General features: G+C 74.0%; 13 protein-coding genes. 8 read left to right on the top strand and 5 right to left on the bottom strand.

From position 1 onward, the window contains the following. Window positions 1-120: 120 nt before the first annotated feature. On the top strand, window positions 121-2,931 hold the full coding sequence (locus tag RDV89_RS05445) for an aconitate hydratase (protein ID WP_438823257.1): 2,811 nt from the start codon (window positions 121-123) through the stop codon (window positions 2,929-2,931). Between the two features lie 39 nt (window positions 2,932-2,970). On the opposite strand, the gene RDV89_RS05440 is transcribed toward RDV89_RS05445, so the two are convergent. Genes RDV89_RS05440 through RDV89_RS05425 form a run of 4 tightly spaced genes read right to left on the bottom strand, consistent with a single transcriptional unit; the run spans window position 2,971 to window position 5,304 of the window. Continuing rightward, on the bottom strand, window positions 2,971-3,858 hold the full coding sequence (locus tag RDV89_RS05440) for a hypothetical protein (RefSeq protein ID WP_315731928.1): 888 nt from the start codon (window positions 3,856-3,858) through the stop codon (window positions 2,971-2,973). After that, window positions 3,851-4,141 carry a hypothetical protein gene (locus tag RDV89_RS05435; protein WP_315731927.1) on the bottom strand — a complete coding sequence of 97 codons (291 nt, stop codon included), beginning with the start codon at window positions 4,139-4,141 and terminating at the stop codon, window positions 3,851-3,853. Before RDV89_RS05435 ends, RDV89_RS05440 begins: the two co-directional genes overlap by 8 nt. Before the next feature lie 4 nt (window positions 4,142-4,145). Further along, window positions 4,146-5,069 (bottom strand): hypothetical protein, encoded by a 924-nt coding sequence (locus RDV89_RS05430; protein WP_315731926.1) that lies wholly within the window; start codon window positions 5,067-5,069, stop codon window positions 4,146-4,148. After that, a complete protein-coding gene (locus tag RDV89_RS05425) occupies window positions 5,062-5,304 on the bottom strand; it encodes a hypothetical protein (protein ID WP_315731925.1) in 243 nt (80 codons plus the stop codon). The genes RDV89_RS05430 and RDV89_RS05425 overlap by 8 nt, the downstream gene beginning before the upstream one ends. 88 nt (window positions 5,305-5,392) lie before the next feature. Here RDV89_RS05425 and RDV89_RS05420 point away from each other — a divergent pair, with 88 nt between their 5' ends. From RDV89_RS05420 to RDV89_RS05390, 7 genes are all read left to right on the top strand, one after another. Beyond that, a complete protein-coding gene (locus tag RDV89_RS05420; protein WP_315731924.1) occupies window positions 5,393-5,728 on the top strand; it encodes a thiamine-binding protein in 336 nt (111 codons plus the stop codon). A gap of 29 nt (window positions 5,729-5,757) precedes the next feature. Continuing rightward, a complete protein-coding gene (locus tag RDV89_RS05415; RefSeq protein ID WP_315731923.1) occupies window positions 5,758-6,693 on the top strand; it encodes an SMP-30/gluconolactonase/LRE family protein in 936 nt (311 codons plus the stop codon). A 119-nt stretch (window positions 6,694-6,812) separates the two neighbouring features. Continuing rightward, the gene (gene dxs / locus RDV89_RS05410; RefSeq protein ID WP_315731922.1) at window positions 6,813-8,717 is read left to right on the top strand and encodes a 1-deoxy-D-xylulose-5-phosphate synthase; all 1,905 of its coding nucleotides are present in this window, start codon (window positions 6,813-6,815) and stop codon (window positions 8,715-8,717) included. Window positions 8,718-8,754: 37 nt separating this feature from the next. Next, a complete protein-coding gene (locus RDV89_RS05405) occupies window positions 8,755-9,951 on the top strand; it encodes a hypothetical protein (RefSeq protein ID WP_315731921.1) in 1,197 nt (398 codons plus the stop codon). A gap of 75 nt (window positions 9,952-10,026) precedes the next feature. Next, entirely contained in the window at window positions 10,027-11,520 is a 1,494-nt protein-coding gene (locus RDV89_RS05400; protein WP_315731920.1) for an amino acid permease, read from the top strand. 111 nt (window positions 11,521-11,631) lie between these two features. After that, window positions 11,632-12,564 carry a PAC2 family protein gene (locus RDV89_RS05395; RefSeq protein WP_315731919.1) on the top strand — a complete coding sequence of 311 codons (933 nt, stop codon included), beginning with the start codon at window positions 11,632-11,634 and terminating at the stop codon, window positions 12,562-12,564. A 41-nt stretch (window positions 12,565-12,605) separates the two neighbouring features. Continuing rightward, window positions 12,606-13,484 (top strand): acyl-CoA thioesterase, encoded by an 879-nt coding sequence (locus tag RDV89_RS05390; RefSeq protein WP_315731918.1) that lies wholly within the window; start codon window positions 12,606-12,608, stop codon window positions 13,482-13,484. A 48-nt stretch (window positions 13,485-13,532) separates the two neighbouring features. Here the strand turns inward: RDV89_RS05390 and RDV89_RS05385 are convergent, their stop codons facing one another. Then, entirely contained in the window at window positions 13,533-14,411 is an 879-nt protein-coding gene (locus RDV89_RS05385; RefSeq protein WP_315731917.1) for a MaoC/PaaZ C-terminal domain-containing protein, read from the bottom strand. Between the last annotated feature and the right edge of the window lie 6 nt (window positions 14,412-14,417).

The raw sequence follows: 14,417 nt of genomic DNA, 5'->3' as shown, positions 1-14,417 counted from the left end.
ATCGAGATAAAGACGGCGTGCGAGCTGCGACGGAGTTAGGCAGACCTTCCTAGGAAGGCCACCCGGCCCGGCGGCAAGATGGCAGGGAGCGCGCCAACCAGCGGACGAGGGAGTGTGACTGTGGCAAGTCAGAACAGCTTCGGTGCGAAGAGCACCCTGGACGTGGATGGAAAGGCCTACGAGATCTTCCGGCTCGACGCCGTCACGGGCGAGGGCCTGGACGTCGCGTCGCTCCCGTTCTCGTTGAAGGTCCTGCTGGAGAACCTGCTGCGCACCGAGGACGGTGCGAACATCACCGCCGACGACATCAAGGCGCTGGCGGGCTGGGACGCGGACGCGGAGCCCGACAAGGAGATCCAGTTCACGCCGGCGCGCGTGATCATGCAGGACTTCACCGGCGTGCCCTGCGTCGTCGACCTCGCCACCATGCGTGAGGCCATGGCCGACCTGGGCGGCGACCCGGCGCGGATCAACCCGCTGGCACCCGCCGAGATGGTCATCGACCACTCCGTGATCGCCGACGTCTTCGGCACGCCGGAGGCCTTCGAGCGCAACGTCGAGATCGAGTACGAGCGCAACCGCGAGCGCTACCAGTTCCTGCGCTGGGGCCAGGGCGCGTTCGACGACTTCAAGGTCGTCCCGCCCGGCACCGGCATCGTGCACCAGGTCAACATCGAGCACCTGGCCCGCACGGTCTTCACGCGCGAGGTCGACGGCGAGCTGCTGGCGTACCCCGACACCTGCGTCGGCACCGACTCGCACACCACCATGGTCAACGGCATCGGCGTCGTCGGCTGGGGCGTGGGCGGCATCGAGGCCGAGGCCGCGATGCTCGGCCAGCCCGTGTCGATGCTCATCCCGCGCGTGGTCGGCTTCAAGCTCAACGGCGACCTGCCCGAGGGCACGACGGCGACCGACCTGGTGCTCACGATCACCGAGATGCTGCGCAAGCACGGCGTCGTCGGCAAGTTCGTCGAGTTCTACGGCCCGGGCGTCTCCGCGCTGCCGCTGGCCAACCGCGCCACGATCGGCAACATGAGCCCCGAGTTCGGCTCGACCATCGCGGTCTTCCCGATCGACGAGCAGACGATCGACTACCTGAAGCTGACCGGCCGGTCGGCCGAGCAGCTCGCGCTCGTCGAGCAGTACTCCAAGGCCCAGGGCCTCTGGCACGACCCCGACGCCGAGCCGCGCTACTCCGAGAAGCTCGAGCTCGACGTCTCGACGGTCGTCCCGTCGCTCGCCGGGCCCAAGCGTCCGCAGGACCGCGTCTCGCTCTCCAACGCCAAGGACTCGTTCCGCGGCGCGCTCGCCGACTACGTCGACGAGTCCGGCGAGGAGAACGGCTACGACGAGTCCGTCGCCGAGACCTTCCCGGCCTCCGACCCGGTCAGCAGCAACGGCCACGGCGAGGCCGCCCCGCCGAAGGACTACCTCTCGGCGGCGCCGAAGGACGGCGGACGCCCGAGCAACCCGATCGAGGTCACCCTCGAGGACGGCACGTCGTTCACGCTCGACCACGGCGCGGTCACGATCGCGGCCATCACGTCGTGCACGAACACGTCCAATCCGTCGGTCATGATCGGTGCGGCGCTCCTCGCGAAGAAGGCCGTCGAGAAGGGCCTCACCCGCAAGCCGTGGGTCAAGACCACGCTCGCGCCGGGGTCCAAGGTCGTCAGCGACTACTACGACAAGTCGGGCCTCACGCCGTACCTCGACAAGCTCGGGTTCAACCTCGTCGGCTACGGGTGCACGACCTGCATCGGCAACTCCGGCCCCCTCATCCCCGAGGTCTCGGCCGCGGTCAACGAGGCCGACCTCGCGGTCGTCTCGGTGCTGTCGGGCAACCGCAACTTCGAGGGTCGGATCAACCCCGACATCAAGATGAACTACCTCGCCTCCCCGCCGCTGGTGGTCGCCTACGCGCTCGCCGGCTCGATGGACGTCGACCTGTTCGAGGACCCGCTGGGCCAGGACACCGACGGCAACGACGTGTTCATGAAGGACATCTGGCCGTCGCCGGCCGAGGTCGAGGAGACCATCGCGCAGGCGATCAGCTCGAAGATGTTCGACGACTCCTACCAGGACGTCTTCGCCGGTGACGAGACGTGGCAGTCGCTGCCCACGCCCGAGGGCAAGACGTTCGCCTGGGACCCCGAGTCGACCTACGTCCGGAAGCCCCCGTACTTCGACGGGATGCCGGCCGAGCCGACCCCGGTCACCGAGATCGAGGGCGCGCGTGTGCTCCTCAAGCTCGGCGACTCGGTCACCACCGACCACATCAGCCCGGCCGGTGCCATCAAGAAGGACTCGCCCGCCGGCACGTACCTCTCCGAGAACGGCGTGGAGCAGCGCGACTTCAACTCGTACGGCTCGCGCCGCGGCAACCACGAGGTGATGATCCGCGGCACGTTCGCGAACATCCGCCTGCGCAACCAGATCGCCCCGGGCACCGAGGGCGGCTTCACGCGCGACTACACCCAGGCCGACGCTCCCGTCACCACCGTCTACGACGCGTCGGTGGCCTACCAGGAGGCCGGCGTCCCGCTGGTCGTGCTGGCGGGCAAGGAGTACGGCTCGGGCTCGTCACGCGACTGGGCGGCCAAGGGCACCTCGCTGCTGGGCGTCAAGGCGGTCATCGCCGAGAGCTACGAGCGGATCCACCGCTCGAACCTCATCGGCATGGGCGTCATCCCGCTGCAGTTCCCCGCGGGCGAGAGCGCGGAGAGCCTCGGGCTCACCGGCGAGGAGACCTTCTCCTTCACCGGGATCACCGAGCTCAACGAGGGCCGCACGCCCACGACGGTCAAGGTGAAGGCCGGCGACGTGGAGTTCGACGCCGTCGTGCGCATCGACACCCCCGGCGAGGCGAGCTACTACCGCAACGGCGGGATCATGCAGTACGTGCTGCGCAGCCTGCTCAAGGGCTGAGCTCCCGCACCCGGCACCACCCGCACGGCCCGTCGCCCCTCAGGGGCGGCGGGCCGTCGGCGTTCCCAGGAGCTCGCCGAGGAGGGCCGGGTCGGCGATCTCGGGCAGCGACAGCAGCGTGCGCAGGGCCACCGGCTCGACGTGCACCAGCGCGGGCAGCACGTGGAGCCAGGCGTGGGCCCGCACCACCGCGGCGGCCAGCGCCCGCTGGCGCGGCCGGGGCAGGTCCGGCAGGAGGTCGAGCAGACGCACCGTCGAGGTACGCCCGACCAGGCCGATCAGGTCGACGGCCGCGCCGCCCCCGTCGTCGGCCGCAGCGGCCAGGGTGGCGAGCAGTGTCGTGTCGGGCAGGGCCGCCAGCACCTCGTCGAGACCGGCCGCGTCCTCGGCGTGCAGCGCGATGGCCAGGAGGTCGCCCGGCGCCGCGTCCGCGACCACGCGGACGCTGGCGGCCGCCGGCATCACGCCCACGAACCTGCCGAGGGTGAGGTGGTCGCCGCGGGCGAGCAGCAGGCGCCCGACCTCGACGAGCAGCGGCTGCGGCAGCGCCGCGACGATGGCGCCGGCGCGGGCGGGGTCCAGGTGGGTCGTCACGTCGGCCAGGAACGCCGGCGAGAGCCGCTCGGCCAGGCGGGCCGCTTCGGTCGGCTCCATCCGGCCGGCCGTCCGCGCGGCCACCAGCGGTCCCAGCGCCGCCTCGGCCACCCGCGCGGCGAGGCCCGCGGGCAGCATCCGGGTCAGGGTCGCGATCCGCTCGAACCGGTGGTCGTGGCGGGCGTACCGTGCGGCCACCACGTGGCGTCGGACCGCGTCGAGGTCGGCGGCGTCGACGTCGGCCAGGAAGGCGAGGTCGGCCGCGCCCGCGGGCGCCAGCCGCAGCTCGCGGGCCAGCTGGGCCAGCGCGACCTCCCGGCGCCCGTCAGCCACGGTCCGGTCCGTGCGGGAAGAGCGCGGCGCCCGCGCGGCGGCGCAGCAGCGGTGGGACGAGGCGTACGGCAGCCCGCAGCGCCCGACGGACCTCGCGGTCCTCGTCGGCCTGGGCCGCGGCGAGCACCGCGTCGAGCCGCTCGAGCGCGGCGTCGTTCAGACGCGCCAGCGAGCCCAGCTCCGCCAGACCGGCGGGAGGCAGGCCGAGGCGGCCGGCCAGCCGGCTGCGGACCGGCAGGTCGGGCGGTCCGGCCTGCGGGGCGGGCACGAGGTCGCCGGGCACGGGCCTACGCCTCCGGGATCGCGGCCAGGCGCTCGGTCAGCCGCGCCGCCAGGTCCTGGGTGGCGGGATCCGGGCCGAGCTCGCCCACCGCCCGTGCGGCGGCGCGCACAGCGTCCAGCACGCCCTCGTCGCAACGGGCGAGCGCGGGCACCACCTCCGGCCAGGCGCCCTCGTTCTCGACCGCGCGCAGGAACGCCACCTGGAGGTCCGGCCGGCCGCTCGTGGCCAGCACCTCGACGACCCGGGTACGCCCGGCCAGGTCGAGCGAGGTGACGAGGCTGAGCGCGTCGGTCTCGCCGCCCGTGCCGTGGCAGTGGTCGAGGACCGCGACGAGGACGTCGTCGTCGAGCGCGGCGACGAGGCCTCCGAGCACGCTGCGGTCGTCGGCCAGCAGCGCCACCTCGAGCAGCGCGGCGGGCGAGGCGTCGGCGACGATCTCGAGGGCGACCGGCGCCTCGACCACGGAGACGAAGCGCGCCAGCACCAGGTGCTCGCCCTGCTCCAGGAGGAGCCGGCCGACCTCCACGACGAGCCGGTCGTCGAGGCTCCGGACGATCTCGGCCGAGCGGACCGGGTCCAGCGACAGGGCGATCTCGGCCAGGAAGCCGGGGGAGACGCGCTGCGCGAGGCGCACGGCGTCCTCGGGCCCCAGTGCGGCGGCGACGCGGGCGCTCACCACCGGACCGATCGCGAGCTCGGCGGCCCGCGCCGCGACGCCGAGCGGCACGACGCCGACCAGCGCGGCGAGTCGGGCGAACCGGGCCTGGTGGCGGGCGTGCAGCGCGGCGGTGACCGCGACACGCAGCTCCCGCACGTCGTCCGCGGCCCGCCCGGCCAGGAACGCGAGCTCGTCGACGCCGAGGTCGAGCTCGTGGGCCAGCTTGACCACCTCCAAGCGGGTCGCCAGGCGCGCGGTCGCCTCAGCCACGGCCGACACCGAGGAGCGCGCGGGCCCGGCCGCGCAGGGGGCGGGGGACGAACCGCACCGCCGCCGCGAGACCGTCGGAGACCGCGCGGTCCTCGGCCCTCAGGGCGAGCTCGACCGCGTCGTCGAGGAGCGCGACGTCCTCCGCCGCGCAGCCGTCGAGCGCCCGGAGGTGCTCGGCGGGCACGCCGAGGCGGGCCGCGAGCGCGGCGGTCTCGGGGAGGGGCGAGGCCGACATGGCGTCACCCTACTCACGGGTCGCTTCCGTCGCTGGGACCTCGCGGGCATGCTGGCCGCACCGCCGTCCCACGTCCCGGAGGTCCACCGTGCTCGTCGCCTTCTCCGTCGCCCCCAGCGGCACCGGTCCGCTCAGTCCCGCGGGGGAGGGGGAGGCCGACGGGTCTGTCCACGCCGCCGTCGCGGCCGCCGTGCGGGTCGTGCGCGACTCGGGGCTGCCGCACCGCACCGACGCGATGTTCACGACGATCGAGGGGGAGTGGGACGAGGTGCTCGACGTCGTGCGGCGCGCCACGGAGGCCGTCGCGCCCTACGGCTCCCGGGTCTCGTTGGTCCTCAAGGCCGACATCCGGCCCGGCCGCAGCGGGGAGCTGGACGGCAAGCTCGAGCGGCTCGAGGCCGCGCTCGGGCGCGACGACTCGTGAGCTCCGGGGGGCCCGGTCCCGTCCTCGCCGTGCACCCGGTGCCCGGTGACGGCACCGAGGACGTCCTCGTCGAGGTCGCCGGGCCCCACGAGGGGTCGGTGCTCACCGGGACGGCGGACGGTGCGGTGCTGCGCGTGTCCCACGACGGGCGCCGCACGACCTGCCTGGGACGCACGGGCGGGCGCCCGCTGGGGCTCGAGTGGCTCGGCGACGGGCGCGTGCTCGTCTGCGACGCCCACCGCGGCCTGCTCGCGCTCGACCCGGCCACGTCGCGCGTCGAGGTGCTGGTCGACGCGGTCGACGGCGTGCCCCTGCGGTTCTGCAACAACGCGGCCGTGGCCGCCGACGGTGCCGTGTGGTTCAGCGACTCCTCGCGCGTCCACGGGCTCGACGAGTGGGAGAAGGACTTCGCCCGGCTGACGCGCACCGGGCGGCTGCTGCGGCGCGCACCGGACGGCGAGGTCACCGTCCACCTCGACGGCCTCGCCTTCGCGAACGGCGTCGTACTGGGTCCCGGGGACGCCTGGGTGGCCGTCGCCGAGACGGCGGCGCGCACCGTCGTACGCCTCGAGCTCACCGGCCCGCGGGCGGGTGAGCGGTCGCTGCTGGCGGGCGACCTGCCCGGGTACCCCGACAACCTCGCGCCCGCCGCGGACGGTGGCCTGTGGGTCGCGCTGGCGTCCCCGCGCGACCCGGTCGTCGAGGTCGTGCAGCGCGGCCCCCGGGTCCTGCGGCGGGCGCTCTCGTCGCTGCCGGAGGCCGTGCGACCCTCGCCGCGCCGGGTGGTGCAGGCCCTCGAGCTCGGCCCCGACGGCACGGTGCGTCGGTCCGTCGACGTCCGCGATCCCGCCGCGCTGGCGCGGTTCCACATGGTGACCGGCGTGCGGGAGCACGACGGGCGCCTGTGGCTCGGGAGCCTGCGGGCGGGCGCGGTCGCGGTCCTCGACGTGACGCGCCCGACCTGACGCGCGCGGACTCCGGGCTCTCGAGCCGGGGTGGCTAGACTCGCCGGACGCCCGCCGGGAGCATCGGTGGGCCCGACTGCGGGGCCGGCGACGTCGCCGGCGAGGAAGGGGCTCGGCACATGGGTTATCTGGAGTCGATCTCGACACCGGAGGACCTGCGCGCACTGTCCGCGTCGCAGCTCGACGAGCTGGCCTCCGAGATCCGTGACGTGCTCGTCGGCACGTGCGCGACCACGGGCGGCCACCTGGGGCCCAACCTCGGCGTGGTCGAGCTGACCCTGGCGATCCACCGGGTGTTCGACTCGCCGCGTGACCGGGTGGTCTTCGACACCGGTCACCAGACCTACGTGCACAAGCTGCTCACGGGCCGCGCGTCGCGGTTCTCGACCCTGCGGCAGGAGGGCGGCCTGTCGGGCTACCCCAGCCAGGCGGAGTCGGCCCACGACATCGTGGAGAACTCGCACGCCTCGACCGCGCTGAGCTACGCGGACGGCCTCGCGAAGGCGTACGCGCTGCAGGGCGACGACCGGCACGTGGTCGCCGTGATCGGCGACGGGGCCCTCACGGGCGGCATGGCCTGGGAGGCGCTCAACAACATCGCGATCTCGCCGGACAGCCGCGTCGTGATCGTGGTCAACGACAACGGCCGTTCCTACACGCCGACCATCGGCGGCCTCGCCACCGCGCTGGGCGCGCTGCGCACCAACCCGCGCTACGAGAACGTGCTGGACCTGGTCAAGCGGCGCCTGACGTCCGTGCCCGGGGTCGGCCCGGCCGCCTACGACGCGCTGCACGCCGTCAAGAAGGGCCTCAAGGACGCGATCGCCCCGCAGGGTCTCTTCGAGGACCTGGGGCTGAAGTACGTCGGCCCCGTCGACGGCCACGACCGCGAGGCGGTCGAGCAGGCGCTGACCCAAGCCAAGCGCTTCGAGGGCCCGGTGATCGTGCACGCGCTGACGCGCAAGGGCTTCGGCTACGACGCGGCCGAGCAGCACGAGGCCGACCAGTTCCACGCCCCGGGCCCCTTCGACGTCGGCACCGGCGTCGAGAAGCCGAAGGCCCCGGGCTGGACCGACGTGTTCGCCGAGGAGATCGTCCGGATCGGCGAGCGGCGTCCCGACGTCGTCGCGCTGACCGCCGCGATGCTGCACCCGGTGGGCCTGCAGCCCTTCGCCGACCGCTTTGCGGACCGCACGTTCGACGTCGGCATCGCCGAGCAGCACGCCGCGACCTCGGCGGCCGGCCTCGCGATGGCCGGGCTGCACCCGGTGGTCGCGGTCTACGCCACGTTCCTCAACCGGGCGTTCGACCAGGTGCTGATGGACGTCGCGCTGCACCGCTGCGGCGTGACCTTCGTGCTCGACCGCTCGGGCGTCACCGGTGACGACGGCGCGAGCCACAACGGCATGTGGGACATGTCGCTGCTGCAGGTCGTGCCCGGGCTGCGGCTCGCTGCGCCGCGCGACGGCGCCCGCCTGGCCGAGCTGCTCGGCGAGGCCGTGGAGGTCGACGACGCGCCCACCGTCGTGCGCTACCCGAAGGGGCCGCCCCCGGCGGACATCGGGGCCGTCGACCACGTCCGTGGCGTCGACGTGCTGCACCGCAGCGGCGAGCAGGACGTGCTGGTCGTCGCCGTCGGCGCGATGGCCACCACGGCGCTCGAGGTCGCCGAGCGGCTGGACGCGCACGGCATCGGCGCCACCGTCGTGGACCCGCGCTGGGTGATCCCGACGCAGGACGTGCTGGTCGACCTGGCGCGCGAGCACCGGCTCGTGGTCAGCATCGAGGACAACGGCAAGGTCGGCGGGTGCGGCGCTGCGCTGCTCGCGGCGCTCAACGAGGCGCGGGTCAGGACCCCGGTGCGCGTCCACGGCATCCCCCAGGAGTTCCTGCAGCACGCGAAGCGCGCCGCGATCCTCGAGCAGGTCGGGCTCGACGCGCAGACGCTCGCGCGCCTGTGCATCGAGGAGATCACCGCCCTGCCGCAGGCGGCGGCCCTCCTCGATGTCGACCGGACCGGCTGAGGACGACGCACGGACCCGGCGGCCCTGGGCCGTCGGAGTGCTCGGGCTGCTCCTCGTCGCACTCCTCGCCGCGCGGTGCGGTCTTCCCGGGGACCAGCGCGACGGCGCCGGCGGGGACCGGGCGTCCGAGGCCGCACGGGCCGCCGAGCCGCTCGTGGCCGACGTCCTCGACCGGCGCGCCCGCGCCCTGCAGGCCGGTGACGCAACGGCCTGGGCGGCCGAGGTGGCGGCCACCGCCGACCCCGCCTACGTCGAGCGCCAGGCGTGGGTGTTCACCAACCTGCTGCAGCTGCCCCGTCGGGTCGCGACGTGGGACGTCGTGGCCGGGTCGGCCCGCGACGAGGGCGGGCGCGTGGCGGTGGACGTCCGGCGCAGCCTGCAGGTCGACGGCTGGGACTCCGCGCCCGTCGTGACGGTCGCCCGGCACACCTTCGTGCGTGAGGACGGGGCCTACCGCCTCGTCGGTGACGCCGAGGACGCCGCCCCGTGGGACCGCGGGCCCGTGCAGGTCCTGCGCGAGGGCGGGGCGCTCGTCGTGGCGGACGCCGGGGACGGGCGCGCCGCAGGGCTCCCGGGGGAGGTCGCCGACGCCGTCGCGGCCGTGGACGGGCTCGTGCCGTTCGCGTGGTCCGCGACCGCGATGGTGTACGCGCTGGGCTCGCCCGAGGCGCTCGACCGTGCGGCCGGCGTCGACGACCCGTCCGCGCTCGACGGCGTCGCGTTCCCGGTGTGGACCGACCCCGACGGCGGCGGCGACGTCGCCGCGCTGCGTGTCGTGCTGAGCCCCCGCGTCCTCGACGGCAGCCTGGGTCCCGGCACGCGCGACCGGCTGCTGCGCCACGAGCTGACCCACGTGGCGCTCGGCAGCCGCGACGACCGCGTGCCGGTCTGGCTCTCCGAGGGGGTGGCGGAGTACGTCGCCGTCCGCGGCCTGCCCCGCTCCGAGCGCGTGATCTCCCGCGGTGCGCTCGACGCCGCCGTGCGCGGCGACGCGGCCCTCCCCGCCGACGACGACTTCCGCGGTGCCGTGTCAGGGACCAGCTACGGCCTGGCCTGGTACGCCTGCGAGCACGTGGCCGCCGTGTACGGCGCCGAGACGCTGTGGCAGCTGCTGGACAGCTACGCCGCGTCCCCGGACGAGGAGCGGGACGGGGTGCTCACGCGCACCCTCGGCATCGACGGCGCCGAGCTGGCGGACGCCGCCGCGGAGCGGATCGTGGCCACCTTCGGTTGAGCGGCGGCCCTGCTCGCGGGCCGGCGCGCCGGGGCGTGGGTGGTCGCGTCACCGTGACGGGCGTACGGTCGCGCCGTGAACCTGACGCGCAAGAAGTCCGTCGAGCGATCCATCGCGGACACCGAGGAGCCGGAGCACCGGCTGAAGAAGAACCTGACGGCGCTCGACCTGACCGTCTTCGGGGTCGGCGTGATCATCGGCGCGGGCATCTTCGTCTACACCGGCCAGGTGGCCGCGACGAACTCCGGGCCCGCCATCGCCCTGTCCTTCGCGATCGCGGGCCTCGCCTGCGCGCTCGCCGCGCTCTGCTACGCCGAGTTCGCCTCGACGGTGCCGGTGGCCGGCAGCGCGTACACCTTCAGCTACGCGACCTTCGGCGAGTTCGTCGCCTGGATCATCGGCTGGGACCTGGCGCTCGAGTTCACCGTGGGAGCCGCCGCGCTGTCGGTGGGCTTCTCGGGTTACCTCCAGTCCGTGCTGGCCGGGACGCCGTTCGAGATCCCCGACGCGATCGCGTCGGTCGAGACGGGCTCGATCAACCTGCCGGCGATCGTGATCTCCCTGCTGGTGATGCTCGTGCTGATCGGCGGCATCAAGCTCTCCAGCCGGATCAACCAGGTGGTCGTCGCCATCAAGCTGGCCGTCGTCGCGATCGTGATCGTGATGGGCATCGGCTACGTGAAGGTCGCGAACTACACGCCCTTCATCCCCGACTCGCAGCCGTCGCCCTCGGGCGACGGTGGCGACTTCTGGTCCTCCACCCTCATCTCGTCGCTCTTCGGCCTGGAGCCGGCCGTCTACGGCGTGGCCGGCGTCATCGCGGGCGCGTCGATCGTGTTCTTCGCCTTCATCGGCTTCGACGTCGTCGCGACGACGGCGGAGGAGACCGTGAACCCGCAGCGCAACGTGCCGATCGGGATCCTCGGCTCGCTCGCGATCGTCACCGGTCTCTACATCGCGGTCAGCCTCATCATCACGGGCATGCAGAGCTACACGGAGATCGATCCCTCGGACGCCGCGCCGCTGGCGACGGCCTTCACCGCCGTGGGCCAGGACTGGATCGGTGACGTGATCGCGATCGGGGCCTGCATCGGCCTGACGGTCGTCGTGATGATCCTGATGATGGGCCAGACCCGCGTGGCGTTCGCGATGGCGCGCGACGGCCTGCTGCCCCCGGTCCTGAGCAAGGTGCACCCGAAGTACGGCACGCCCTACGTCATCACCCTCATCACCGGCACCGGCGTCGCCCTGATGAGCGGCTTCGTCCCGTTCGCCACGCTCGGCCACCTGGTCAGCATCGGCACCCTGTTCGCGTTCGTGCTCGTCAGCATCGGCGTGGTGGTCCTGCGCCGCACGCGTCCCGACCTGCCGCGTGCGTTCCGCGCGCCCGCCGTCGGCGTCGTGGCGACGCTGTCCGTGCTCCTGTGCGGCTACCTGATGCTCAACCTCACGGGCGAGACCTGGGTGCGCTTCGGGGTCTGGATGCTCATCGGCATCGTCGTGTACTTCGCGTACGGCGCGCGCCGCAGCAACCTGGCGCGCGAGGAGGCCGCGGCGAAGGCGGGCTGACCGGCTCGTCGCCCGGGGCCGGACGGGCGCCGGGAACAGATCGGCGTCCCACTACGGTTGTCCCCGGGCCGGGCGAGAAGACCGGCGCCCCCGAACGAGAGGAGCCCGGCGGTGGACCGCGACCGATCCGAGCGTCTGGTGCACGTCGTCGACGACGCCGACGGCGAGGCGACCGAGCCCGTCACGCTCGTCCTGGCCCTGGACGGCTTCCTCGACGCCGGCAACGCGGCGACGGTCGCGGCCGAGCACCTGCTCGAGGAGCGCGGTCCCGTCGTGGCGACGTTCGACGTCGACGCGCTGTTCGACTACCGCGCCCGCCGCCCGCCCGTGTCGTTCGTGCGCGACCACTACGCGGACTACGAGGCCCCACGCCTGGTGGTCCGACGCCAGCGCGACGCCGCGGGTCGGGCGTACCTGCTGCTCGTCGGTCCCGAGCCCGACATCCGGTGGGAGGGCTTCGCCCGCGCCGTGCGCGAGGTGGTCGAGCGACTCGGCGTCGACCGCGTCGTCGCCATGGCGGCGGTGCCGATGGCCGTGCCGCACACCCGGCCGGTCGCCCTGACCGAGCACGCGAACGACCCGGCACTGGTGCTCGGCCCCTCCGCGTGGCAGGGCGAGCTGCGGGTGCCGTCCAGCGCCCAGGCCCTGCTGGAGATCCGGCTGGGCGAGTGGGGCCACGCGATGCAGGGCGTGGTCGTGCACGTGCCGCACTACGTCGCGCAGATGAGCTACCCCCGCGCCGCGATCAGCCTGCTCGAGCACGTCGGCCGGGTCGCCGACATCGACATCGACCTCGCGTCGCTGCGTGAGTCCGCCGAGCAGACGGACGCGGAGATCGCCGCCTACCTCGAGGAGCACGCCGAGGTACGCCAGGTGGTCGAGGGGCTCGAGCAGCAGTACGACACGTTCCACCGCGCCCAGGCCGAGGGCTCGAGCCTGCTGGCCGACGACGAGCCGCTGCCCACCGGCGAGGACATCGGACGCCAGTTCGAGCAGTTCCTGGCCGGGCTGGACGCCCCCGAGGACCGCGACGACCGGGCCTGACCCGCCCGCGGACCACCGACCGACCACACGACCGGAGCCCCATGCCCCAGAACGCCGCCGAGCTGCTCGACCTGCTCGACCTCGAGACCATCGACGTCAACCTCTTCCGGGGCCGCCAGCCCGACACGGCGCGCCAGCGGGTCTTCGGGGGCCAGGTCGCAGCCCAGGCGTTCGTCGCCGCGGCCCGCACCGTGGAGGTCGACCGCTTCGCGCACTCGCTGCACGCGTACTTCCTGCGTCCCGGCGACTCGCGCGTGCCGATCGTCTACGACGTCCAGCGCCTGCGCGACGGCCGGACCTTCAGCACCCGGCGGGTCGTCGCGCGCCAGCACGGACGCGACATCTTCTACGCGACGATCGGGTTCCAGGCCGACGAGGACGGCTTCACGCACCAGGTCGGGATGCCCGAGGTGCCGCCGCCGGCGAAGGCGGTGCCCGTGATCGAGCTGCTGCGCAGCCGCGGCGAGAGCGACGTCGAGGCCTGGGCGCGCGAGTGGTCGGCCCTCGACGTCCGGTACGTCGGCGTCACCGGCCTCGGCCTGCCCGCGGACGACGTCCACCCGGCGCGGGCCCGGATGTGGGTGCGCGTCGACGGCGAGGTGCCGGACGACCGCGTCCTGCAGCAGGCGGCCTTCGTGTACGCCAGCGACCTCACCCTGCTGGGCGCCACGCTGGTGCCGCACGGCCTGACGCTGAACTCGCGCGGCGTCCAGCCTGCGTCGCTCGACCACACGATCTGGTTCCACGAGGCGTTCCGCGCCGACTCCTGGTGGCTCTACGACCAGGAGTCGCCGGCCGCCGGCGGGGCCCGCGGGCTGGCTGTCGCCGGCGTGCACACCGAGGACGGCCGCCGCGTGGCCACCGTGGCGCAGGAGGGCCTCATCCGCCGCGTCACGGGCGAGAACGTGGGCGGTCCCTGACGGGTCCCGGCCGACCCCCGACGGCCCCCGGCTGACCGCCCCCGGACCTCAGTCGAGGGCGGTGGTCCGCCCGAGGAGGTGGACGCTGCCGCGACGCGGGTCGGTGAGGGAGAAGGCGTACCCCTGCGGCGCGGGCCGCGACCCGAACGCGACCGTGCCCGGTAGCAGGACCGGCTTGCGGAACGACACCTCGATCCGCACGGCGTCGGGCAGCCGGTTCTCCAGCTGCGCGACGCAGCGCGCCTTGGTCCACATGCCGTGCGCGATCTGGCGCGGGAAGCCGAGCGCCTTCGCCGTCCACGGGTAGAGGTGGATGGGGTTGTGGTCACCCGACACCGCCGCGTACCGCCGGCCGAGATCGCCCGGCAGCCGCCAGCGGGTGCCGGTGGCCGGCACCTCCTCGAACGTGCTCCCGAAGGGCGCGTCCTCGTCGCCGCGGCCGCGGCGCAGGTAGGTCGACACGCTCTCCCACACGACCTCGTCGCCGGCGCGGGCCGTCGTGACGAAGTCCAGCACGCGGCCCTTGGGGTGCGGCCGCGCGGGACCCGCCTCGGTGCGCAGCGCCAGCGTCTCCCCGACCCGCACCGGGCGGTGCGAGGTGACCTGGTTCTCCAGGTGCACCGTGCCGATCGCCGGGTAGGGGAACGCGGGGTCGCTCATGATCGCCATGTGCAGCCCGAAGGCCAGCATGTGGGGGTAGGTGACCGGGACGGTGTCCTTGCGCGGGAAGCCGCAGACGGCCGCGTACGCGTCCACCTCGTCGCGCTCGATCCGCACCGGAGGCCGCTCGAAGGCCAGGCCGGCGAAGGAGCCGCCGCTCTTGCGCACCCCCGGCAGCTGGTTGAGCACCGGCACGGCGGGCAGGGCGGCGCGCGCGAGCACGCCGAGGCCGCCGGCGGGGCCGGTGAGGGTCTTGGTCTCCGTCATGGGTCC

This window comes from Nocardioides imazamoxiresistens, assembly GCF_032378595.1.
GTDB lineage: Bacteria > Actinomycetota > Actinomycetes > Propionibacteriales > Nocardioidaceae > Nocardioides > Nocardioides imazamoxiresistens.
Note: the sequence above shows the minus strand (reverse complement) of the source record. Positions and strands in the feature narration are given on the sequence as shown.

Excerpts from the sequence above, each read along its gene's own strand:
- RDV89_RS05425 (WP_315731925.1), bottom strand. The coding sequence starts at position 5,304 with ATGTCGGCCTCGCCCCTCCCCGAGACCGCCGCGCTCGCGGCCCGCCTC.
- dxs (WP_315731922.1), top strand. The coding sequence starts at position 6,813 with ATGGGTTATCTGGAGTCGATCTCGACACCGGAGGACCTGCGCGCACTG.
- RDV89_RS05385 (WP_315731917.1), bottom strand. The coding sequence starts at position 14,411 with ATGACGGAGACCAAGACCCTCACCGGCCCCGCCGGCGGCCTCGGCGTG.
- RDV89_RS05390 (WP_315731918.1), top strand. The coding sequence starts at position 12,606 with ATGCCCCAGAACGCCGCCGAGCTGCTCGACCTGCTCGACCTCGAGACC.